Genomic DNA, 22,306 nt, shown 5'->3' on the forward strand with positions numbered 1-22,306 from the left:
GGTGTCATCTCATCAGGTGAAAGGTGGAACGGTCAGGAGCGGCGGAGCTGCCGAAATTCGTAGAATTGCCAGAGCAGCAGGACAGGAATGCCGATGACAATATCCCGGCCCCGTCTCAGTAGGGAAATGCTGATGGAAATATCAGCGCTGATTCCGAAAAGGTGTCCCAGAGCCACATAACCCGCTTCCTGCACGCCCAGCGCACCCGGCACCAGAAAGCCGGCGGACATGATGCCGCAGACAGCGCCTTCAATGGCCAGTGCGTTGAAGAAGGAGCAGTGTGCTCCCAGCAGAATGAGGGACAGCCATGTCAGCAGCGCACTCCCGATCCAGCAGAGAAGGTGCAGCCCCGCGCCCAGACCGATGCGGGCGGGCTGGTCCCAGAGGCTTTCAATATAGACCTGAAAATTTTCGCTATTATCAGCTAGCGCATCGTGCCAGTCGGCGGAGATATGCTTGGCCAGAAAGCGGGCGAGGGCTTGCAGGGCATTGCCGCTACGCTGCTGTGTCCAGATGAACCCGGCCATGCCGATGCTCAGCAGGACGATGCCCACGGCCAGAGGCCAGATGAAACGTCCTGCGTCAGCCTGCCCGATGAGGCAGAGAAGGGCGATGATGATGAAGGCAAGCTGCCCCAGAACTTCCGTGGTGATGTCCACGATGTTGGCGGCAATGCCCTCCGTCCAGCTTATGGGCTGCCCGTTGGTGGTATGGCGTGCATTACCGGCTGTCGTGGCCCGTATGCCAATCAGCATCCCTCCAAGCTGGGAGAAAGGCAGGCAGGCTGCGGCGGCATCTCGCACGAAACGGGAGAAAGTCAGGCGGAGGAAGCCGATATCGGCGATACTGCTTTTCCATGCAACACCCAGCAGGATATTGACGGCAAGCTGACTGGCGATCAGCAGGATGAAACCATCAATGCCAATTTTGGCAAGTGAGAGCAGAATCGGCTCTATGCCTGTGCGGAGGGTCAGAAAACAGAAAAGGACGACACCTGTCAGCGAAAGGATGAAGGGGAGGAGTTTTTTCAAGAGTGCCGCCATATGTCAGTTCTGGTTCCTGCCCTTCTAGGCTACTCTGGGGAGGACGTCCAACCGTCTGGGGCTTTACCCCCTGCGGCAAGGACGATTATACCCGGCAGGTTCATGCAACAGGGCAGAAAAGAGGCGGAACATGGCAGAAGACATAACCCTGGTTACCGGCGCAACCGGCTTTGTGGGCTCGGCTGTGGCACGCATCCTGTTGGAACGAGGGCATCGCCTGCGTCTGCTGGTCCGTCAGACTTCGGATCGCAGTAATGTGTCCGGCTTGCCTGTCGAGTTTGTGGTTGGTGATCTCGCTGATCCGCAGAGCATGGAGAAGGCGTTGGAGGGCGTGACCTATCTTTTCCATGTCGCTGCCGATTATCGTCTCTGGGTGCCGGACCCTGACGTGATGATGAAGGCGAATGTCGAAGGGACACGCATCCTGATGCAGGCCGCTATGAAGGCCGGTGTGAAGCGGGTTGTGTATTGTTCGTCCGTTGCGGCTTTAGCTACGGCTCGTGACGGTATTCCAGCAACGGAATCATCCCCCGTGACGGAAGATCAGATCGTGGGTGTCTATAAACGCTCGAAATACCGTGCGGAGCAGGAGGTTCTGCGCCTTGTGAGGGAGGAAGGGCTTCCGGCTGTTATTGTCAATCCGTCAACGCCTGTGGGGCCACGGGACATCAAACCGACCCCGACCGGCCAGATGATTCTGGACTGTGCCACAGGCCGGATGCCTGCATATGTGGAGACGGGCCTGAACATCGTCCATGTGGATGATGTAGCGGAAGGTCATGTTCTGGCCTTCGAGCGTGGCGTTATTGGTGAGAAATATATTCTCGGTGGGGAAAACCTTATGCTGGGCGAACTGTTCCGCATGGTGGCCGAGATTGTCCATCGCAAGCCGCCGCGTATCCAGCTGAAGCAGTCATGGCTGTATCCTGTGGCGTCTGTTTCAGAGATGCTGGCGCGGCGCTTCGGCATTCAGCCCCGTGTGACACGGGAGATGCTGGATATGTCCAAGAAACTGATGTTCTTTTCGTCAGCAAAAGCGGAGCGGGAGCTTGACTATCGCCCCCGTGCCGCACGACATGCCCTGATAGATGCCGTGGCGTGGTTCCGTGAGCATAAGCGTGGCGGTTTCGGGGCGTAAGTACCGGGTTGACAGGATGCGGTTATGCCCATGGTTGGGGCAGGCTTAGTGAAGGAGCGGGAGCATGGTGGCACAGTCTGGTAAAATCGACATGAAGGATGATGCTCAGGTCTGGGGCGAGCGGGATGTGTCTTCCAGCAAGGGGATGAATGATGAGAACTTCCCCGTTGGTTCCTTCCTGATTTCCGCAGAGCAACGCCCTGCCGTTCATGCTTATTATCGTTTTGCCCGTGTGGCGGATGATATGGTGGATAATGGCCAGCTCTCTCCTGCACAGAAAATTGCCCGACTCACAGCCCTGCGGGACGTTCTGCATGGCCAGCGGAAACCACCGGCAGGGCGGGCAGATGCGTGGAGCGGGGTTATCCTCCGCACTGTTCTTCAGGAGCGTGGCCTGCCGTTGGAGCTGGGAAGTGATCTGATCACGGCCTTCATCATGGATGCCGAAAAGACACGCTATGAACACTGGTCCGAGCTGCTGCATTATTGCCGCTATTCCGCCAATCCTGTCGGGCGGTTCCTGCTCATGCTGCATGGTGAAGGTGAGGAGACATTCGGGCCATCGGATGCGCTCTGCACGGCCTTACAGATTGTCAATCACATGCAGGATGTCAGCAGTGACCTGAAACAGCTGAATCGCTGTTATGTGCCGCTTCCTTGGCTGGCAGCTGAAAATGTCAGGCTGAAGGACCTCATTCTGGCCCGTAGTAAGCCGGGCGTGCGGCGTGTTTTCGACCATATGCTGGCCCATGTTGATGCGCTGAATGAGGAAGCTGCCCGTCTGCCGGGTCTGGTAAAGGACCGCCGGATGCGGCTGGAAGCTGCCGTGATTGTGGCGCTTTGCCGCCGCTTGACAGAACGCCTGCATCAGCAGGACCCGATTGCGGAGCGGGTGGCTCTGACCCGTCTGGATGGCCTCCGTGCGCTGGGCTGGGCCATGCGGTATATACGCTGAGCTCTCTCCGGGATAGTTTTTTGCCCCCTGCGGGCTTTAGGGGTAGAAGCAGGGCAGGCTAGGATGTGGCCTGTAATGTTAATGTGGCCAAGGCCACTGAATGGATGTGAGGAAGGTTATGGTCTCTGCTCGTCGCAAGGTGCCTCAGGGTCTGCTGTGCGCGCCGTCTGATCTGAGGCATGTGGAGGAGATCGTTACCCGTTCCGGAACATCGTTTGGAAAGGGGATGAAAATCCTCCCTCCGGCCCGCCGTGATGGCATGTTTGCCATTTATGCGTTCTGTCGGGTCGTGGATGATATTGCCGATGGTGATGTGCCTTTGCCGGACCCGGCTGCAGCACTGGTGGCGTGGAAAGAACGCATCGCCGCCCTATATGCAGGGAAGGCAGAAGATGCGCTGGATCGTGTTTTGCTGGCTGCCATAGAGAAGTTTGATCTGAAGCAGGATGACTTCATCGCCATCATTGAGGGTATGGAGATGGATTGCGGGGAGCCCATTGTGGCCCCGGATGAAGCCACTCTGGACCTGTATTGCGACCGTGTAGCCTCTGCGGTGGGGCGTCTGTCCGTCCGTATTTTCGGTACGCCAGAGGCTCATGGGGAGAAGCTGGCCCATCATCTGGGGCGTGCTCTCCAGTTGACGAACATTCTGCGGGATATTGCTGAGGATGCTGCTCGTGGGCGTCTTTATCTGCCTGCGGAACTTCTGCGGCGCTACAGTGTTCCGGCTGACCCGGCAGAGGCGCTTTATGCGCAGGGGCTGGATGGTGTGTGCCAGATTTTGGCAGGCCGGGCAGCTGACCATTTCCGCCGTGCTGATGAGGTCATGCGGCAATGCCCCGCTGCCACGGTGCGGCCCGCCCGTATCATGGCCGCTTCTTACCGGGTGACGCTTGCCGCCCTGCGGCGGCGTGGCTGGCGTAATCCGGAGGCATCGCTGTGCATCTGTGCCGCCCGTAAAAAACTGGCTATGGCCCTTGCGGCTGTCGGGGTTGTGCTGTGAGCCATGTGCATATCATCGGGGGCGGGTTGGCAGGGCTCTCTGCGGCGGTAGAGCTCGCCCCTCAGGCACAGGTGACATTATATGAGGCTGGCCCGGCCTGTGGAGGGCGTGCACGTTCCTTTCACGACAAGGCGCTGGATACGGTCATTGATAACGGGAATCATCTCCTGCTTTCGGCCAATCCTTACACGTTCCGGTATCTCGACCTGCTGGGGGCCCGTGAGACGCTCAGGGGACCGGGTAAGCCGATCTTCCCTTGGTATGACGTGGAGAAGTATCTCTCATGGACGCTGCGCCTGTCATCAGGGCGTATTCCGTTCTGGCTGCTGGGGCGGGGTACCCGTGTACCGGGGATGACACTGAAGGAAGTTATGGCTCTGTCTCGCCTCATGAAGGCAGATGAACAGGCCTGTGTGGCGGACTGTCTCCTGCCGGGCGAGTTTTCCCGCCGTCTTCTGGAGCCTCTGGCTATTTCCGCTTTGAATACGGATATCAAGCGGGGAAGTGCCCGTCTGTTGGGGAACATCGTGCGCCAGACCCTTGCCAAAGGGGGGAGTGCCTGCTGCCCGTGGATGGCCGCTCATGGTCTCTCCGAAAGTTTCGTGACGCCCGCCATGCGGTATCTGGAAAGCTGTCACGCTGAGGTTCTGACGGGCACCAGAGTGTCCTCCCTACGGTATGAAGGCGGGCGGGTTATAGCTCTGGAAACGCCAAGCCGAACGGTAGCGCTGGGAGCAGAAGATGCTGTCATTATGGCGGTGCCGTCTCCTGTAGCGGTTGGGCTTGTACCGGGGCTGGAAGGGCCGGATGAGTTCGAGAGTATTGCCAATGCTCATTATCGCCTTCATCAGCCTTTGCAGCCTAGGGGAGCCCTGAGGGAAGCTGGCTTTATGGGGCTCGTTGGGGGTGTGGCAGAATGGGTCTTCCTGCATGATGAAGTGCTGTCTGTGACGGTCAGTGCTGCCAATCGCTATGCGGACTGGCGGAATGAGGACATGCTGGAACGCATATGGGCAGAGCTGCATCAGGCTCTGGACCCTCTGCTGGAGTATCCCCTGCCGGAAGCCGTACCAGAGGCACGTTTGATCCGTGAAAAACGGGCCACCTTTGCAGCCACACCGGAACAGGATAAAAAGCGCCCGGGGGCGAGAACCGCCTACGCCAACCTTGCACTTGCCGGGGACTGGACGGATACTGGCCTGCCTTCCACGATTGAAGGCGCCATACAGTCCGGACTGGTGGCGGTTGGGGCGCTTGGTTTTCGCACGGCCTTCGCCGGAGCGGAGTGAGCCTGAAACTGGTTTATGACCTCTGCACATGCTGGAGGGGCGATAGCCCTGACGTGCGAAAATGTTGAAGGAGAGTTCAGTGAGCAAGACGTTGTCCCGTCATGGTATTGATGTCACTGTGGTGGAGCAGGCCGTTAAGGCATCGCATGCCGCTTTGGGCAGGCGTCAGAAGGGTGACGGTCATTGGGTCTTCGAGCTGGAAGCCGATGCAACCATTCCTTCAGAATATGTTCTTCTGGGGCATTTTCTGGATCGTATTGATACGGCCCTTGAGCAGAAGATTGGGGTCTATCTGCGCCGCATTCAGGGTGATCATGGCGGCTGGCCACTCTATCAGGATGGCCGGTTTGACCTTTCAGCCAGTGTGAAAGCCTATTTCGCCCTGAAGATGATTGGTGATGACGTGGACGCCCCGCATATGCGCCGTGCCCGTGCGGCCATCCTTCAACATGGTGGGGCGGAGCGGAGTAATGTTTTTACCCGTATCCAGCTGGCTCTGTATGGGGAAGTGCCATGGGATGCCGTGCCCGTCATGCCGGTGGAGCTCATGTTGCTGCCCCGTAAGGCATTTTTCTCCATCTGGAATATGTCATACTGGTCCCGCACTGTCATTGCGCCGCTGCTCATTCTGGCTGCGTATAAGCCACTTGCCCTGAATCCTCGTGGCGTGCATGTGCAGGAACTGTTCAAGCGTCCGCCAGCACGTATTAAGGACTGGATCCGTGGCCCTTATCGTTCGGTATGGGGGCGGGTCTTTACTTATCTGGATAAGGCACTGCGGCCCATCGTGCCTCATATCCCCCGTTCCCTGCATGAGAAGGCTATTCGGGAGGCAGTTCGCTTCATTGAGAAACGGCTGAGTGGGGGCGGTTTGGGGGCGATTTATCCCTCTATGGCCAATGTGCTCATGATGTATCGTGTGCTTGGCGTGCCAGATGATGACCCTCGTGTGGTGCAGGCATGGGAGGCTGTACAGGGGCTTCTGGTAGAAAAAGAGGATGAGGCCTATTGCCAGCCTTGCGTGTCGCCTGTCTGGGATACGGCGCTTTCTGGCCTTGCCATGCTGGAGGCCTCATCAGGTGCCGGTGCTGTGCAGCCAGCCGAGACAAAGGCCGCGCTGGAAAAGGCGGCGGCATGGTTGCGGGACCGTCAGATTCTGGATGTCAAAGGCGACTGGGCCATCAACGCACCGGACCTTCGCCCGGGGGGCTGGGCCTTCCAGTACGAGAATGACTATTACCCGGATGTTGATGATACAGCCGTTGTTGGAATGCTGTTGCATCGGATTGATCCTGAGAAAAATCGTGTCGCTATTGAGCGTGCCCGGGAATGGATCATCGGGATGCAGAGCAGTAATGGCGGCTGGGGTGCCTTTGACATTGATAATGACCTTGAGGCCCTGAATCACATTCCTTTCTCGGATCATGGTGCCCTGCTGGACCCGCCAACGGTGGACGTCTCGGCCCGCTGCATTTCCTTCCTGTCCCAGCTGGGGCACCCGGAGGATATTGGCGTGATCCGTAAGGGGCTGGATTATATCCGCTCCGAGCAGGAGGAAAGCGGTAGCTGGTTTGGCCGTTGGGGCACGAACTATATTTACGGCACATGGTCGGTTTTATGTGCTCTGAATATCGCTGGCGTGAGCCATGATGACCCCATGGTACAGCGTGCTGTGGCATGGCTGGAAAGCGTGCAGAATGAGGATGGTGGCTGGGGTGAAGACTGCGCCAGCTATGAGGGAGCCCCGCAGGGTGTCTACAAAACCAGCCTGCCAACCCAGACAGCTTGGGCTACGCTGGGGCTGATGGCCGTTGGTCGCCGGGATAGTGAGGCTGTCCAACGTGGTATGGCTTATCTGGCACAGCAGCAGGATGAGCAGGGTGAATGGCACGAAGCACCCTATAATGCTGTTGGTTTCCCCAAGGTCTTCTATCTGCGTTATCATGGCTATAAGCAGTTCTTCCCGCTTATGGCTCTGTCCCGCTATCGCAATCTGACAAGCAGCAATTCCGGGCAGGTGGAGTTCGGTTTCTGATGCTCGGCATTCTGGCAGGGCTGAAGCAGGAAGCACATCTGGCGAGGCAATTCTTTCCTGAGGCGAGGATTGCGCTCAGCCATGCCTGTGAGGCCGGAGCGCAGCGTGCCCTGTCAGCCCTGCTGGATGCCGGCGTGACGGAGCTTCTGTCTTTTGGCTGCTCCGGTGCGCTGGATGCCGTTTTGCCACCGGGAAGCGTGCAGGTGGCCGAATATGTGCAGTGTGAGGACGAGATTTACAGGTCAGACCCGGCTCTGAGTGCCCGCTTTGGTGCGGCGCAGGCTGCTGTGCGGGGTGGCATTCTGCATAGCCCGGTCATGATCGGTACTGCGGCTGAAAAGGCAACGCTTTTTGATCAGACAGGCTGTCATGCCGTGGATATGGAGAGTGGTCTGGTCGCCCGTTCTGGCCTGCCCTTTGCCGTGTTGAGGGTGATCTGTGATGATGCGGGGCGGGACTTGCCTCCCGCAGCTATAGAAGGGTTGAAAGACGGGCAGATTCATGTTCCGGCCCTTCTGGGGTCTATTCTGCGTCATCCGTCCCAGATTGGTGCCCTGATGGGACTGGGGCGTGATGCTGCCCGTGCCCGTCAGGCAATGGCGCATTTTTTGCAAGGTCTTCCCGTCGCACAAGGGTGAGGGTAGGGGAAATACTTGCCTTTCCCGTCAGCTTCTTTTAGAGAGGAGCGGTATTTTTTAGCTCCATAGAGGGGCTGAGGGATATATTTCGCACGCATGGCCCGGATTACCTGGTGTCCCGTATCATGAAGGGGCGTTGCCATGCGGAGGATAAACCAGAGAAAGAAAGTTTCAGACTATGGCAATGCCACAGTTCACGATGCGTCAGCTGCTGGAAGCTGGTGTTCACTTCGGTCACCACACACGCCGCTGGAATCCGGCAATGGCACCGTATCTGTTCGGTGTCCGTAATCAGGTTCACATCATCGACCTTCAGCAGACTGTTCCGCTGCTGGACCGTGCCCTGAAGCAGGTGCGTGACACCGTGGCTTCCGGTGGTCGCGTTCTGTTCGTTGGTACGAAGCGTTCCGCTGCTGATCTGGTTGCCGAAGCGGCACAGCGTTGCGGCCAGTACTATGTCAACCATCGCTGGCTCGGCGGTATGCTGACAAACTGGAAGACCATCACAGGTTCCATCAAGCGTCTGCGTGGCATTGATGAGATGCTGGCTGGCGACACGGCTGGTCTGACCAAGAAGGAAGTCCTCGACATCACCCGTGACCGTGAGAAGCTGGAACGCTCCCTCGGCGGGATCAAGGACATGGGCGGTCTGCCGGACCTGCTGTTCGTGATCGACACGAACAAGGAAAAGCTGGCTGTTGAGGAAGCCAACAAGCTGGGCATCCCCGTGATCGCCGTGCTGGACAGCAACTCTGATCCGAAGGGTGTCACCTTCCCGATCCCGGGTAATGATGATGCCATCCGCGCCATCGCCACTTATTGCGAGCTGGTTTCTGGCGCTGTTCTGGACGGTATTTCTGCTGAGCTGGCTGCTTCCGGTCAGGATATCGGTGCTTCTGCTGAGCTGCCGGTTGAAGAAACCGTTGTGGCAGAGAAGGCTGAGTAAGCTTCTCCATCTGGCCCTTCAGGGCCGTGCCAGACATCCGGTCTGCCCCGCATGGTAAGGGCTGGATGATGGAAATATGACATGAACAGCTCATGCAGCCGTGGATGCGTCCCGGCTGCATGGGTGTTTTATCAGGGATGATAGAGATATGGCAGGAATTACTGCTGCAATGGTGCGCGAGCTGCGCGATGCAACAAGCGCAGGCATGATGGACTGCAAAAAGGCCCTGACGGAAGCCAATGGCGACATGCAGGCCGCTATCGACTGGCTGCGCAAGAAGGGCCTGTCTCAGGCTGCCAAGAAGTCCGGTCGTGTTGCTGCTGAAGGTCTGGTGGCTGTTGCCGTTGATGGCAAGAAGGCCGCCATGGTCGAAGTCAACGCCGAGACAGACTTCGTTGCCCGTAACGATGCCTTCCAGCAGGCTGTGGAAGACATCGCCAAGGTGGCTCTGACGGTTGGTGGTGATCTGGAGGCCGTCAAGGCTGCCAAGATGCCGTCCGGTCGTACGGTTGCTGATGAGCTGACCCATCTGGTTGCTACCATCGGTGAAAACATGAGCCTGCGCCGTGTTGAGGTCCTGAGCGTACCGTCTGGTGTTGTGGCCAGCTACGTTCACGGTGCTCTGCGTCCGGGCGTTGGCCGCATCGGCGTGCTGGCTGCTATTGAAGCACCTTCCGAGAGCGAAGCTCTGCTGACGCTGGGCCGTCAGATCGGTATGCATGTTGCTGCTACAAGCCCGACCGCTCTGGATGTGGATAGCGTTGACGCTGCCGCTGTTGCTCATGAGCGTAAGGTTCTGGAAGATCAGGCTCGTAGCTCCGGTAAGCCGGAAGCCATCATCGAGAAGATGGTGGAAGGCCGCATCCGTAAGTTCTACGAAGAAGTCGTTCTTCTGGAGCAGGTCTGGGTGCATGACGGTGAAAGCCGCGTGAAGGAAGTCGTCAAGAAGGCTGGCGCCAAGCTGGTTGGCTTCGCCCGTTACAAGCTGGGTGAAGGCATCGAGAAGGCTGAGACAGACTTCGCTGCCGAAGTGGCTGCGGCTTCTGGCCAGAAGAAATAAGCCTTTAACGGTTTATTGCTAGGAAGGGGGTCTTCGTCATTGTGACGGAGGCCCTTTTTCTGTTCCAAGGGGGCGTTATGGAGTGGGAAGAACCGGCCATCATTCTGCGACTGTCCCCCCACGGGGAGAGCAGCCTGCTTGTCCGGGTGCTGACACAAAAGCGGGGCGTCTATCATGCGCTTGTAAAGGGGGGGCGATCCCGCCGTCAGGCTGGGTTATGGCAGGAAGGCAGCCTTATCATGGCCCGCTGGAAGGCCCGTCTGCCAGAACAGTTGGGGCATATGACGGCAGAGCTGGTGCGGCCGACAGCATCTTTTCTGCTGGATCATCCTCTGGCCCTGTCCTTGCTTAGCAGTGCCTGTAGTCTGTGCAGTGAGGCGCTTGCTGAAAGGGAGCCGCATGAGCCGCTTTTTGCCTCTTTGGCGCATTTCATGGGAGTTTTGAGTGTGTCTGCCGCTGAGCCCCCCGTGGCGCTCTATTTCCGGTGGGAGCTGATCCTGTTGCAGGAACTGGGCTATGGGCTGACGCTGGATCGCTGTGCCGTGACGGATGTGCGGGAAGGGCTGGCTTATGTGTCACCTCGCACGGGCCGGGCTGTAAGTGAGGAAGGTGCCGGGGACTGGAAGGATCGTCTTTTGCCGCTTCCCTCATGTTTGCTGAATGATGACGATGAAGGGGAGCCGTTCGGGTGGCTAAGTGCTGCACGGCTGAGCGGACATTTCTTGCAACGGGCTGTTTTTGCAGCGCATCACCGGCCTCTGCCTGCGGCACGGGATCGGCTGGTGACGGCTCTTTACGGGCTTGTTGAAGACGGGGCCTCTGGACAGGAGGAAAAAGAGCGTGTCTAACCTGTTCTCCCAAAGGCCAAACAGGAAGCAGGAGACCTTATGACGGGCGATCTCGCCGGGCATATCGAAGATACACGGCTGGCTGAAGCATTAAGCGAGCGTTATCTGGCCTATGCCATGTCCACCATCACGTCACGGTCCCTGCCAGATGTCCGGGATGGTCTCAAACCTGTGCATCGGCGCCTGCTTTACGCCATGCAGCAGCTCAAGCTGGACCCGACTTCCGGCTTCAAGAAGTGCGCTCGTGTGGTGGGTGATGTCATCGGTAAGTTCCATCCGCATGGTGATGCGTCTGTTTATGATGCGCTGGTGCGTCTGGCGCAGGATTTTGCTGTGCGTTACCCGCTGGTGGAGGGGCAGGGCAATTTCGGGTCCATTGATGGCGATGGTGCTGCCGCTATGCGGTACACCGAAAGCCGCATGACCGAAACAGCCCGTATCATGCTGGAAGGCATCAGCGATGATGCGGTTGATTTCCGCCCGACCTATGACAATGAGGATCAGGAGCCGGTCGTTCTGCCGGGTCTGTTCCCCAATCTTCTGGCCAATGGAGCGGCGGGGATTGCCGTGGGTATGGCCACCAGCATTCCACCGCATAATGCTGCTGAACTTTATCAGGCTGCTCGTCTTCTGATTGAAAAGCCGGAATGCAGCACGGAAGACCTTCTGAATATCGTTCCGGGGCCGGACTTCCCTACGGGAGGGCTGCTGGTGGAAGACCGCCAGACGCTCGTTCAGGCTTACGAGACAGGGCGGGGCAGCTTCCGCATCCGGGCTCGCTGGGCGGTCGAGAAAGGGCGGAGTGGTCTCTGGACCATTATCGTGTCGGAAATTCCCTATCAGGTGCAGAAGGGCAAGCTGATTGAAGACATTGCCAAGAAGATGGAGGAGAAGAAGCTTCCCCTTCTGGCGGATGTACGGGATGAAAGCACAACGGATATCCGACTGGTTCTGGAGCCGAAAACCCGCAACTGCGACCCTGAAGTGTTGATGGAAACGCTTTTTAAGCACACCATGCTGGAGAGCCGTTTCAGCCTGAACATGAATGTGCTCAGTCAGGGGAAAATCCCCGGTGTGCTGTCCCTTCGGGAGGTGCTGAAGGCGTGGCTGGAGCATGTGCATGATGTGCTCGTCCGCCGCACACAGCATCGTTTGGATGCCGTCCTGAAACGGCTTGAGATTTTGGAAGGCTTCCTGAAGGTCTATCTGAATCTTGATGAAGTTATTCGCATTATCCGGGAGGAGGATGAACCCAAGCCTGCCCTGATGAAGGCTTTCTCTCTGAGCGAACTTCAGGCGGACTATGTGCTGAACATGCGTCTGCGCTCCCTGCGGCGTCTGGAAGAAATGGAAATCCGCAAGGAATGGGATGGTCTGGGCAAGGAACAGGCGTCACTGGAGGCCCTGCTGGGCTCCGAGAAGCGCCGTTGGACCCGGATTGGTAAAGACCTCCAGAAGATGCAGGCCCTCTTTGAGGGCGGTCCTTATGGTCAGCGGCGTACGACTATGGCGGAGGCCCCTGCCAATATTGATACATCTGCCGCTCTGGCTGTGGAGCGTGAACCTGTCACGGTTCTGCTCTCTCAGGAAGGCTGGGTCCGTGCTGTTAAAGGGCATGGACATGATGCGGAGAATCATCGCTTCAAGGAAGGGGACGGGCTGGCATGGCAGGTGGAGTGTCAGAGTACGGACCGTCTCTGCCTTATGGCCGCAGGAGGTCGTGCCTTCACGCTGAAGGTGGCGGACCTGCCCCGTGGGCGTGGCTTTGGCCAGCCCGTGCGGACGCTGGCTGATCTGGCGCAGGAAGATCAGGTTGTGGCCTTCTTTGCGCTGGGTGATGATGATACCCGGTATCTCCTGACCAGCAGTGACGGCAGAGGGATGCAGGTTGCTGCCAGCAATCTGTCTGCCGAGAAGCGGACAGGACGGCAGGTTTTCAATCTGCGTGAGGGTGCCTGTATTCAGTTCGTTTACCCTGCCGAGGGGACGCATGTGCTCTGCCTGACAACCGCAAAACGGGCGCTCGTTTTCCCATTGGAGCAGGTGGCCGAGGTGGCGAAAGGTGGCGGTGTCAGCCTTCAGAAGCTGACGGCTGGGGTGGGCATACAGCATGTCCGTCTGTTCACTCTGGCGGAAGGGCTGGTCTGGAAGGAAGGGCAGAAAGTTCGTTCCGCCGATGACCTTGCACCTCTGGAAGGGCGGCGTGGTGCTGTCGGCAAGGTGGCACCGCAATGGATGCTGCGGAAATAACAGGCATATGGGTTAGTGTATTTTTTCCATGTTGTGGTGCATGGAGGGAGTAACACCACACCAATCATCATCTGGTAAAAGAGGGGGCCATGGCAGAAACGCTTACCTTCCTGTTCGGAATGCTGCATGTGTGCCTCTCCCTGTGGGTGACGGTCCATATATTGCTGACCAAGCGAGATACGGCGTCTGCCACGGGCTGGATCGGTTTCTGTTGGGTGATGCCCTATCTGGGATCGGTCCTGTATCTGTGTCTGGGTATTAACCGGGTGCGCCGCCGGGCGCAGAAGCTGCGTGAGGATGTGGACCCGGAAGAAACGGCCTTTCTAGCCAAATGGTCCCATGATGCAGCGGATAGCTTCATGTATCCTCTTGTCCGGATGCTGGATGAGCTGACGGGTTTGCCTCTGCTCAAAGGCAACAGGGTGGAGTGCCTTCATAATGGGGATCATGCCTATCCGAGAATGCTGGAAAGTATCGGTCAGGCGCAGCGGTCCATTCTGCTTTGTTCCTATATTTTCCGCTGCGATCGGATCGGCCAGCAGTTCGTGGCAGCCCTTGTCGAGGCCCGGAAAAGAGGGGTCGAGGTTCGTGTGCTGGTGGATGGGGTCGGCAGTGGGTATCTCTATAGCCCCATCATTCAGACATTGAGGCAGCAGGGCATACGCTGTGCCCGTTTCATGCATTCTCTCTGGCCGTGGCGTATGCCCTTCGTCAATCTGCGGGATCATCGCAAGATATTGGTGGTGGATGGTCACGTGGGCTTCATGGGAGGGCTGAATATCGGGGATGAGAACATGCTCAGCCAACCCTCTAGCGGGCGGCGTATTCCAGTGGCGGATACACATTTCCGGCTGGAAGGGCCCGTTGTGCAGCAGCTTTCGGAGGTGTTCGTACGGGACTGGGGCTTTACGACTGGGGAAACGCTGGATGGCGACTGCTACTTTCCGCCACCTGTTTCGGCAGGGACCATACCAGCCCGTGTTGTGACGTCAGGTCCGGATACGGATATCGAGCAGATCGAATATACCATCCTTCAGGCTGTTATTCTGGCCCGCAGCCATGTGTGCTTCATGACACCCTATTTCATTCCTGATAACCGCTTTGCAACGGAGCTGGGGCTGGCGGCCCTGCGTGGGGTGACGGTGGATATTCTTGTGCCACGGCGCAGCAATCATCCAGTGACGGATTACGCACGGGATGCCTGTTTGCGGGAGCTGGTTCAGGCAGGGTGCCGGGTATGGCTGGGGGATCCGCCCTTCAATCATTCCAAGCTGATGACGGTTGATCAGGCATGGAGCTTCGTGGGGAGCGCCAATCTGGACCGGCGTTCTCTGCGTCTCAATTTCGAATGTAACCTGACCCTGCATGACCAGCAGACAGCGGCGCATTTGGAGGAGTTCATCCGTGCGAAGTGTCATCATCGGCTGGACCTTGCCGAGATTGATACATGGTCGCTGCCTGTCAGGCTCAGGAATGCCGCCTGCCGTCTTTTCCTGCCCTATCTCTGAAGGTCAGAGGGAGATGGCCATCGTGTTGTCTTCGTGCCGTTCCTGATGTGGCGCGGCAGTGGATGGCTTGATGGGCAGGTCCGGTTGCAGCGTGACAGAGATGGGCCGGTGATCAGATCCGAAGCGGGGATAGACCCGTCTGTCCAGCAGTGAGAAGCCACGGACAAGGCAGCGGTCCAGACGCAGGGGCACTTTGTCGAGCATACGGTGTGTCTGCTCCCGTGGTCCTACATCTTCAAAGCCCCGCAGCATGGCAGGCCCCACCTGATTGAAATCCCCGATGATGATGGCTCGTTCTGGCAGTTCCTGCCGGATGAGGCGGAGCTGGCGGCGGTTGAGGATGGGGCCGTGGGACAGATGCACATTGGCGATACTGAAAGGGCCGAAGCCTGTATCAAATGTCAGAAGCTGGGCAGAACGGTGTGCGGCCAGCCCGGGGGGGAGCATGTGCAGCCGGGGCGGATTTAGAAAGGGGAAGCGGCTCCAGCAGGCCGTACCGTGGACACGTCCTTCCGAAGCCAGACGGCTGAAATGACCTTCCACCAGATCAGGCAGCCTGTTGGTGAATAGACGGCATTCCTGCATGAGCAGAATATCGGCCTTGGTTACTCGGAGGAGAAGCCGGATATCTTCCAGCGTGGCCCCATCTTCATGAAAGAGGTTCCAGCTGACGAGCCGCAGGGCATGGGGTGTGGCGGAAGATGATGTCGGGTCCTGCATGAGCGTAACGGCCTGAAAATCAATGACATGAAGACCCGTAGGGACAGGCCTGTAGAAACGGTGTTCAGTGTACACTGCCCCGTAAGAAAAGAATATTGTGGCGTAAGTGTGGCGTGGCCATTTCGTAGGTCGGAGGGCGCATTCAATGTATGATAGGGCTTGCGTCCCCTTTGCGAAGCAGGGAAAATTATGCCTGACAGTTTAAAATAATCCGCATGATAGATCGGGAGTGGCAGGCATGAGGAACGGAACGAAGCATATGGAAACAGGGCCTGTCATTGGTGAGGGGTGGCAGAAATTTGCCACATTCTTGACGCACGCCGGTCGGCAGGCCCCGGACCAGAGCGGCAGCTTCGTTAACATGCCAGTCGAACGGGGTTCGACAGTGGTGTTCCCCAGTGTGGAGGCTATGGAGGCTCAGGGGGAACATGCTTACGGGCACCGTCTGGTTTACGGCGCCATGGGCAATCCGGTTCAGCATCGGCTGGAACAGGTGATTGCGGCGCTGGAAGGCGGGGCTCATACGCAGGTTGTCAATTCCGGTCTGGCAGCCTGTAGCGTTGCCTTACTGGCTTTTCTGAAGGCAGGGGATCATCTGCTGCTGCCCGATTCGGTTTATGGTCCGACACGGCGTTTTGCGCTTGGCATGCTGGCCCGGTTTGGCGTGGAAACCAGCTTCTATCCCCCGCACGCTGATGAAGCTACGTTGAGGGCGCATATCAAGCCCAATACAGCCGTGATTTTTGCGGAAAGCCCCGGAAGCCATACGTTCGAGGTGCAGGATATTCCGCTGATCGCCAGGATGGCCCATGGAGCAGGGGCACGGCTTCTGCTGGATAATACATGGGGGATTGGGGCATTTCAGCCTTTCACTCATGGGGTGGATGTCTCCATTCAGGCCCTGACGAAATATCCCAGCGGCCATGCGGATGTTATTCTGGGATCAATCACAGTCCAGCGGCCAGAGCATTGGCAGGCTCTGAGGCGTGCAGCGATCGAACTGGGGGCCTGCGGTGCCCCGGATGATTGCTGGCTGACTCTCAGGGGACTGAAAACCATGGCGGTTCGTCTCTCTCAGCAAGCCCGCTCTGCCTATGAGCTGGCTCTCTGGCTGGAGAGCCGACCAGAGGTGGCATATGTGCGTCATCCGGCCCTGCCGGGCTGTCCGGGTTATGCGCTTTGGAAGCGTGATTTCACCGATGCCAGCGGCCTGTTTGGTGTGGAGCTGGTTGAAGGGATCACGCAGGACGCCATGATCGCCATGCTGAATGGGCTGAACCTGTTCGGTATCGGGGTAAGCTGGGGCGGGTATGAAAGCCTTGTCCTGCCGACTTCCGGTGGCCTGACACGCAGTCATAAAGATGGCCTGCCGAAAGGGGCTGCCTTCCGTATTCAGGTCGGGCTGGAAAATGTAGCGGATCTGAAGGCCGACCTGACCCGTGGGCTGGATGGGCTGAAACGCTGAGATCAGAGAGGCGTGCGGTAGGAGAGAGCTTCTGCCGCATGGTGTTTCTGTACGGTTTCTGTTCCATCCAGATCAGCAATCGTGCGGGCGATACGGAACATGCGGGTAATGCCACGGTGTGAGAGCTTCATCCGTAAGGCAGCCTGTTCGGCGAGGGTCAGGGCATCGGCTTCAAACTGGAAGCCTTCGGGAGGCATCACGGCATTGCAGGCGCCCTGCCGTTCCATCTGCCGGTCATAGGCTTTCTGCACTCTGGCCCGGACTTCCGCACTGCTTTCCCCCGTCGGGGCACGGCTGATGGCCAGTGGAGATAAGGAATGGATATGCACGCATAAATCCATACGGTCCAGCATCGGGCCGGAGATGCGGGCCGTGTATTCCTGAGCACAGCGTGGGGCCCGGTTACAGGCCCGTTCCCTGTCATGGATGTATCCGCAGCGGCAGGGATTCATGGCGGCAATGAGCTGGAAGCGGGCCGGGTAATGGGTATGGCGTGCCGCACGGGAAATCGTGACCTCGCCTGATTCAACAGGCTGGCGCAGACCTTCAAGGCAGTTGCGGGGAAATTCGGGGAATTCATCCAGAAACAGAACGCCATTATGGGCAAGGCTGACCTCGCCGGGCATGGCTTTCGGGCCACCACCGACCAGAGCGGGTAATGTCGTATTATGGTGGGGGGCACGGTAGGGTGGACGGTTCACAAGCTGTCCAGCCGGTAGAAGGCCGCCGATACTGTGGATGCGGCTGGTTTCCAGTATTTCGGCAGCGGTGAGGTCGGGCAGGATGCCGGGCAGGCGGCTGGCGAGCATGGATTTACCAGACCCCGGCGGGCCGGACATGAGCAGGGAGTGACGTCCCGCAGCGGCGATTTCCAGTACACGGCGGGCCTGCATCATGCCCTTCACATCCCGCAGGTCAGGGCCGTAATCGGGCGGCTGAGGGGCTGGTGGTGGTTCATCTGGCAGGGGTTGCTCCTTGCGGAGATGGCCGATCAGGGCCTTGAGGGACGGCGTGGCAACGACTTCCAGATCAGGATGGCCCCAGCGTGCTTCTGCGCCCTGTGAAGCAGGGCAGATCAGCCCCTGTTCCTGTGCAGAGGCTGTCAGGGCGGCACAGAGAATGCCGTTTACGGGGTTGATTGTCCCATCAAGGGCGATTTCACCCAGAGCGGCCAAACGGGTCACGGCTTCTGCCGGAATGACGCCCATGGCGACCAGCACGCCAAGGGCGATGGGGAGGTCGAAATGCGCCCCTTCCTTGGGCAGGTCAGCTGGTGTGAGATTGACGAGAATCCGCTTGGGCGGAAGGGCCAGCCCCATGGCTGAGAGGGCCGCCCGGACACGCTCCCGTGATTCAGCAATGGCACGGGCGGGCATTCCGACAATGATGAAGGAGGGAAGCCCGCTGGAAATCTGTACTTCCACCATGACAGGCAATGCATCGATTCCAGAAAAGGTGAAACTCTGGATGCGGGCAAGGGAAGGCGGTATGGCCGACATGGCGGGAACTTTCCTTATGGGCCGGATATGAAACCGCCCGACAGAGGGACTGCCGGGCGGTTATCAGAGCTAGACCGGACGGAACCGTGGAGGCTCAGTCTTCGGCAGGGAGAGGACGGATGGAGCGGGCACGCAGGGTACCCTTCAGGCTGCGCAGCTGTTCCAGCAGGCTTTTTTCAAGCTCGGGAACATTCTGGCCTTCCTGTGCTTCGGCTTCCGTCACGACATAGCCAAGCTCGCCATCCGTCTGAAGGAACTGGGCTGTCAGGTTACAGGCGGCCTTGGCGAAAATGTCGTTGATCTGGCCAAGGATGCCCGGCTGGTTGGAATGAACATGCATGAAGCGCATTCCGCCGGGGCGTTCGCCAAGCTGGACCTGCGGGAAGTTGACCGCCCCGATGGTGGAGCCGACATCAGAATAATCCACCAGCTTTTGGGCGACTTCCACACCGATGCGTTCCTGCGCTTCCATGGTGGAACCGCCGATATGCGGGGTCAGCAGTACATTCTCCAGCCCCTGAAGCGGTGTGGTGAAGCGTTCCTGACTGCTCTTTGGTTCTACGGGGAAGACGTCAATGGCGGCACCCATCAGATGGCCGTCCTTCAGGGCACGGGCCAGAGCTTCAAGGTCCACAACGGTGCCACGGGCATTATTGAGCAGAATGGAGTTCGGCTTCATGGCTCGGATTTCGGCCTCGCCAATCATGTTCTGTGTTTCCGGTGTTTCGGGAACATGCAGCGTCACGATGTCGGACTGGCCCAGCAGTTCTTCCAGAGAGCTGACGGCAATGGCATTACCATGAGGCAGGCGGGGGGCGATGTCGTAATAGAGAACCCGTAGCCCGAAGGATTCGGCCAGAACGGAAAGCTGGGACCCGATGGAGCCATAGCCGACAATACCGACCGTCTTGCCACGGACTTCCCACGCATTGTTGGCGGATTTTTCCCAGCCACCCTTGTGGCAGGCATCGGAACGAGACGGGATGCGGCGCAGCAGCATCACGATCTCACCCATCACCAGCTCGGCAACGGAACGGGTGTTGCTGAAGGGCGCATTAAAGACCGGGATACCGGCCATCCGGGCGGCCTTGAGGTCCACCTGATTGGTCCCGATGCAGAAGCAGCCAATGGCCATAAGGCGATTGGCGGAGTTGATGACATCGGCTGTCAGCTGCGTCCGGCTGCGGATGCCGACCATATGGACACCCTCAAGGGCTTCTTTGAGGGCATCACCCTCCAGTGCGCCTTTCAGCCGGGTGACAGAGGCATAGCCCTGCTGTTCCAGATAATTGACGGCACTGTCGTGGATGCCTTCCAGCAGGAGAATCTTGATTCTGTTCTTGGCGAGGGAGAGGGGCATGCGGGTAACCTCATCGTGGTAACCGGGTCAGCAGATGTGACCTCATGAAGAATCGTTATCTATCTGTAATGGACAGATCGTTAAGAGGAAAGGGCCTGTATGGCCTCATCACGGAGGGACGCACTGGCACAGGCCAGAACGGCCCCTTCACTTTCCAGTGTCAGGGGGGCACCAGCCCAGTCTGTCAGGCTGCCACCGGCCCCGGTGATGATGGGGGAAAGTGGCCCCCAGTCCCACGGTTTGAGCGTATCTTCCGCAATGATGTCGATTTGGCCGAGAGCCAGAAGCCCATAAGCATAGGCATCACCCCCCCATGAAGTCCGGCGGACTTTCGTCTGGAGTGTCTGGAACTGTCGGAATTGTGTGGGGCGGAAGATTTCCGGGGCCGTGCAGGAGAGTTCAGCCTCCCGGAGGGCAATAGCCTGCCGGGTGCCGATGGTGCCGGGCAGATGGGGGGCGATGTAGCGGCTGGCTTTGCCTTCCAGTCCCAGCCAGCGCTCATTGGTGACGGGCTGGTCAATCAGCCCCAGTACGGGGCGGCCTTCATGAAAGAGGGATACCAGTGTCGTGAAGCTGGGCCGCCCGGTGACAAAGGAGCGTGTGCCATCTATGGGGTCCAGCACCCAGAGCCAGTCTTTTGATAATGCACCGGAGGTTCCGGCTTCCTCGCCCAGAATGGCATGATGGGGAACGTGCTTTTCCAGAATGGCCCGCATGGCGGCTTCGGCCTCCCGGTCAGCCTTCGTGACCGGACTGTCATCCTCCTTGGAGATGATAGCCAGTGACTGACGGAAATAGGGCAGGATGACCTGCCGGGCAGCATCAGCGCATTTTTGGGCGAGGGCCAGATAGGAGGAAAGATCAGACTGACTCATGAGGATTACGCCTTTTTCCGGGTGGGCTGATTGACGCCGGCGGGACTGCACGGCAATCAGGGGTCATGCAACCGATTATTGTCATTCCCTCCAGAATTGCCTCCACACGGCTTCCACGCAAGGCTTTGGCCGAGATTGATGGTGAGGCCATGATTGTTCATGTGGCCCGCCGGGCTGTTGCGGCCGGGCTGGGGCCTGTTCTCGTGGCCGCAGGCGATGAGGAAATCCGGGCCGCCGTGGCGGGCATGGACGGTGTGGAAGCCCTTCTGACCGACCCCGCCCTGCCGAGTGGTTCGGACAGGGTACAGGCCGCATTGGAAGCCTATGACCCGATGGGGCGGCATGACTGTGTCATCAATCTTCAGGGTGATTTGCCGCTTGTGGAGCCGGATACGCTTCGGCAGGCCTTACGCCCGTTAGAAGATGGGCGGTTTGATATCGGGACGCTGGTGGCCCCGGTGGAGAGTGCTGAAGAACGTGATGCCGATTCGGTCGTGAAAGTGGCCTGTACCTTTCAGGGTGATGATGACGTGGCCCGTGCCCTTTATTTTTCCCGCTCTGTGATTCCATGGGGGGAGGGCGTGTACTGGCACCATGTGGGTGTCTATGCGTGGCGCCGGGATGCTCTGGCCCGGTTTGTTACATTGCCACCTTCCGGACTGGAAGTGCGGGAGAAGCTGGAGCAGCTCCGTGCGCTGGAAGCTGGTATGACAATTGGTTGTGCCCGGATTGATACGGCCCCGCTGGGCGTGGATACGGCGGAAGATCTTGCAAGGGTCAGGGCCAGAGTTGGGGAGAGGGCATCATGCCGGTAATTGCATTTCAGGGAAGACCGGGAGCCTATTCTGACCTTGCCTGCCGGGCGACACGTCCGGGCTGGGAGACGCTGCCCTGCCGCAGTTTTGCCGAGACGATTGAGGCCGTGCGGGACGGTCAGGCTGATGAAGCCCTGCTTCCGTGCGAAAATTCCCTTGCCGGGCGTGTGGCGGAGATTCATGCCCTTCTGCCGGAAGCGGGCCTGAAGATTGTGGGGGAGCATTTTCAGCGGGTGGAACATTGTCTGCTGGCTGTGAAGGGCGCACGGATTGAGGATATAAAGCGTGTCCATACCCACCCGGTCGCTATGGCGCAGGTGCGGGGCCTTCTGGCCCAGCATGATCTGGAGCCGGTGACGGAGTTTGATACGGCAGGTGCTGCCGAGCTGGTCGCTGGCTGGGGCCGGAAAGAAGATGCAGCTATTGCATCGTCTCTTGCCGGGGAGCTGAACGGGCTTGAGATTCTCTGCCGCAATGTGGAGGACGCCGCTCATAACACGACCCGTTTCTATCGTGTTGCACCGCCCGATGCTGTTGTGGAGCATGAGGCTGGGCACCCCATGATGACGACCCTGATCGTTCATATCCGGCATGTTCCCGGGGCGTTGTGGGAGGTTCTTGGCTGCTTTGCACGTCATGGGGTCAACATGACACGCATTGAGAGCTATATGCTGGGAGGCTCTTTTGAGGCGTCCCGCTTCCTGATGGATATTGAAGGCTCGCCAGATGAGCAGAAGGTGCATGATGCCCTTCTGGAGCTGGCCAAGGCCAGTCAGGATCATCACGTTCTGGGCAGTTATTCCCGGAGTTCTTTCCGTGATGAGATGTGACCTTTCTCCAGAGGAGAGGTCTCACTATA

The 22,306-nt window shown here is 58.5% G+C and carries 19 protein-coding genes; 14 read left to right on the forward strand and 5 right to left on the reverse strand.

The window, feature by feature from the left end; all coding sequences use genetic code 11:
* Positions 1-32: 32 nt before the first annotated feature.
* Entirely contained in the window at positions 33-1,043 is a 1,011-nt protein-coding gene (locus NQF86_RS02280; protein ID WP_266115983.1) for a lysylphosphatidylglycerol synthase domain-containing protein, read from the reverse strand.
* A 130-nt stretch (positions 1,044-1,173) separates the two neighbouring features.
* Between NQF86_RS02280 and hpnA the strand changes: the two genes are divergently transcribed.
* The 11 genes from hpnA to cls all read left to right on the forward strand — a co-directional run bounded on the left by hpnA (position 1,174) and on the right by cls (position 14,713).
* Positions 1,174-2,181 (forward strand): hopanoid-associated sugar epimerase, encoded by a 1,008-nt coding sequence (hpnA, locus tag NQF86_RS02285; protein WP_266115984.1) that lies wholly within the window; start codon positions 1,174-1,176, stop codon positions 2,179-2,181.
* 91 nt (positions 2,182-2,272) lie between these two features.
* Complete coding sequence (gene hpnC / locus NQF86_RS02290; protein ID WP_266116444.1) at positions 2,273-3,136, forward strand: squalene synthase HpnC; 864 nt, start codon at positions 2,273-2,275, stop codon at positions 3,134-3,136.
* A 118-nt stretch (positions 3,137-3,254) separates the two neighbouring features.
* Positions 3,255-4,139 (forward strand): presqualene diphosphate synthase HpnD, encoded by an 885-nt coding sequence (gene hpnD / locus NQF86_RS02295; protein WP_266115985.1) that lies wholly within the window; start codon positions 3,255-3,257, stop codon positions 4,137-4,139.
* Entirely contained in the window at positions 4,136-5,428 is a 1,293-nt protein-coding gene (hpnE, locus tag NQF86_RS02300; RefSeq protein ID WP_266115986.1) for a hydroxysqualene dehydroxylase HpnE, read from the forward strand. The genes hpnD and hpnE overlap by 4 nt, the downstream gene beginning before the upstream one ends.
* 61 nt (positions 5,429-5,489) lie before the next feature.
* Positions 5,490-7,463, forward strand: a complete 1,974-nt coding sequence (gene shc / locus NQF86_RS02305; protein ID WP_266115987.1) for a squalene--hopene cyclase — start codon at positions 5,490-5,492, stop codon at positions 7,461-7,463.
* Positions 7,463-8,101: a nucleoside phosphorylase-I family protein gene (locus NQF86_RS02310; RefSeq protein ID WP_266115988.1), complete on the forward strand. Its 639-nt coding sequence runs from the start codon at positions 7,463-7,465 to the stop codon at positions 8,099-8,101. The genes shc and NQF86_RS02310 overlap by 1 nt, the downstream gene beginning before the upstream one ends.
* A gap of 178 nt (positions 8,102-8,279) precedes the next feature.
* Positions 8,280-9,047, forward strand: a complete 768-nt coding sequence (gene rpsB, locus NQF86_RS02315) for a 30S ribosomal protein S2 (protein WP_266115989.1) — start codon at positions 8,280-8,282, stop codon at positions 9,045-9,047.
* 148 nt (positions 9,048-9,195) lie between these two features.
* Positions 9,196-10,107: a translation elongation factor Ts gene (gene tsf / locus NQF86_RS02320; protein WP_266115990.1), complete on the forward strand. Its 912-nt coding sequence runs from the start codon at positions 9,196-9,198 to the stop codon at positions 10,105-10,107.
* 41 nt (positions 10,108-10,148) lie between these two features.
* Positions 10,149-10,955, forward strand: a complete 807-nt coding sequence (gene recO, locus NQF86_RS02325) for a DNA repair protein RecO (protein WP_266115991.1) — start codon at positions 10,149-10,151, stop codon at positions 10,953-10,955.
* A gap of 39 nt (positions 10,956-10,994) precedes the next feature.
* Positions 10,995-13,205 carry a DNA topoisomerase IV subunit A gene (gene parC / locus NQF86_RS02330; protein WP_266115992.1) on the forward strand — a complete coding sequence of 737 codons (2,211 nt, stop codon included), beginning with the start codon at positions 10,995-10,997 and terminating at the stop codon, positions 13,203-13,205.
* Positions 13,206-13,294: 89 nt separating this feature from the next.
* Positions 13,295-14,713 (forward strand): cardiolipin synthase, encoded by a 1,419-nt coding sequence (cls, locus tag NQF86_RS02335; protein ID WP_266115993.1) that lies wholly within the window; start codon positions 13,295-13,297, stop codon positions 14,711-14,713.
* Positions 14,714-14,716: 3 nt separating this feature from the next.
* Here the strand turns inward: cls and NQF86_RS02340 are convergent, their stop codons facing one another.
* Positions 14,717-15,508 (reverse strand): endonuclease/exonuclease/phosphatase family protein, encoded by a 792-nt coding sequence (locus tag NQF86_RS02340; protein WP_266115994.1) that lies wholly within the window; start codon positions 15,506-15,508, stop codon positions 14,717-14,719.
* A 163-nt stretch (positions 15,509-15,671) separates the two neighbouring features.
* On the opposite strand from NQF86_RS02340, the gene metC reads away from it, so the two are divergent.
* Complete coding sequence (gene metC, locus NQF86_RS02345; protein ID WP_266115995.1) at positions 15,672-16,898, forward strand: cystathionine beta-lyase; 1,227 nt, start codon at positions 15,672-15,674, stop codon at positions 16,896-16,898.
* Positions 16,899-16,900: 2 nt separating this feature from the next.
* Here the strand turns inward: metC and NQF86_RS02350 are convergent, their stop codons facing one another.
* The 3 genes from NQF86_RS02350 to NQF86_RS02360 form a co-directional block, all read right to left on the reverse strand.
* A complete protein-coding gene (locus tag NQF86_RS02350) occupies positions 16,901-18,397 on the reverse strand; it encodes a YifB family Mg chelatase-like AAA ATPase (protein ID WP_266115996.1) in 1,497 nt (498 codons plus the stop codon).
* Between the two features lie 94 nt (positions 18,398-18,491).
* On the reverse strand, positions 18,492-19,757 hold the full coding sequence (serA, locus tag NQF86_RS02355; RefSeq protein WP_266115997.1) for a phosphoglycerate dehydrogenase: 1,266 nt from the start codon (positions 19,755-19,757) through the stop codon (positions 18,492-18,494).
* 80 nt (positions 19,758-19,837) lie between these two features.
* On the reverse strand, positions 19,838-20,632 hold the full coding sequence (locus NQF86_RS02360; protein ID WP_266115998.1) for an inositol monophosphatase family protein: 795 nt from the start codon (positions 20,630-20,632) through the stop codon (positions 19,838-19,840).
* A 65-nt stretch (positions 20,633-20,697) separates the two neighbouring features.
* Between NQF86_RS02360 and NQF86_RS02365 the strand changes: the two genes are divergently transcribed.
* Together NQF86_RS02365 and NQF86_RS02370 are read left to right on the forward strand one after the other, a co-directional pair.
* A complete protein-coding gene (locus tag NQF86_RS02365) occupies positions 20,698-21,447 on the forward strand; it encodes a 3-deoxy-manno-octulosonate cytidylyltransferase (protein ID WP_266115999.1) in 750 nt (249 codons plus the stop codon).
* Entirely contained in the window at positions 21,438-22,277 is an 840-nt protein-coding gene (locus NQF86_RS02370) for a prephenate dehydratase (protein ID WP_266116000.1), read from the forward strand. The genes NQF86_RS02365 and NQF86_RS02370 overlap by 10 nt, the downstream gene beginning before the upstream one ends.
* The last annotated feature ends 29 nt before the right edge of the window (positions 22,278-22,306 follow it).

Source organism: Bombella pluederhausensis (genome assembly GCF_026385525.1).
Taxonomy (GTDB): Bacteria; Pseudomonadota; Alphaproteobacteria; order Acetobacterales; family Acetobacteraceae; genus Bombella; species Bombella pluederhausensis.

Coding starts and splice junctions, on each gene's coding strand:
- NQF86_RS02280 (WP_266115983.1), bottom strand. CDS start 1,043: ATGGCGGCACTCTTGAAAAAACTCCTCCCCTTCATCCTTTCGCTGACA.
- hpnA (WP_266115984.1), top strand. CDS start 1,174: ATGGCAGAAGACATAACCCTGGTTACCGGCGCAACCGGCTTTGTGGGC.
- hpnC (WP_266116444.1), top strand. CDS start 2,273: ATGAAGGATGATGCTCAGGTCTGGGGCGAGCGGGATGTGTCTTCCAGC.
- hpnD (WP_266115985.1), top strand. CDS start 3,255: ATGGTCTCTGCTCGTCGCAAGGTGCCTCAGGGTCTGCTGTGCGCGCCG.
- shc (WP_266115987.1), top strand. CDS start 5,490: ATGTTGAAGGAGAGTTCAGTGAGCAAGACGTTGTCCCGTCATGGTATT.
- NQF86_RS02310 (WP_266115988.1), top strand. CDS start 7,463: ATGCTCGGCATTCTGGCAGGGCTGAAGCAGGAAGCACATCTGGCGAGG.
- rpsB (WP_266115989.1), top strand. CDS start 8,280: ATGGCAATGCCACAGTTCACGATGCGTCAGCTGCTGGAAGCTGGTGTT.
- tsf (WP_266115990.1), top strand. CDS start 9,196: ATGGCAGGAATTACTGCTGCAATGGTGCGCGAGCTGCGCGATGCAACA.
- parC (WP_266115992.1), top strand. CDS start 10,995: ATGACGGGCGATCTCGCCGGGCATATCGAAGATACACGGCTGGCTGAA.
- cls (WP_266115993.1), top strand. CDS start 13,295: ATGGCAGAAACGCTTACCTTCCTGTTCGGAATGCTGCATGTGTGCCTC.
- metC (WP_266115995.1), top strand. CDS start 15,672: ATGAGGAACGGAACGAAGCATATGGAAACAGGGCCTGTCATTGGTGAG.
- NQF86_RS02350 (WP_266115996.1), bottom strand. CDS start 18,397: ATGTCGGCCATACCGCCTTCCCTTGCCCGCATCCAGAGTTTCACCTTT.
- serA (WP_266115997.1), bottom strand. CDS start 19,757: ATGCCCCTCTCCCTCGCCAAGAACAGAATCAAGATTCTCCTGCTGGAA.
- NQF86_RS02360 (WP_266115998.1), bottom strand. CDS start 20,632: ATGAGTCAGTCTGATCTTTCCTCCTATCTGGCCCTCGCCCAAAAATGC.
- NQF86_RS02365 (WP_266115999.1), top strand. CDS start 20,698: ATGCAACCGATTATTGTCATTCCCTCCAGAATTGCCTCCACACGGCTT.
- NQF86_RS02370 (WP_266116000.1), top strand. CDS start 21,438: ATGCCGGTAATTGCATTTCAGGGAAGACCGGGAGCCTATTCTGACCTT.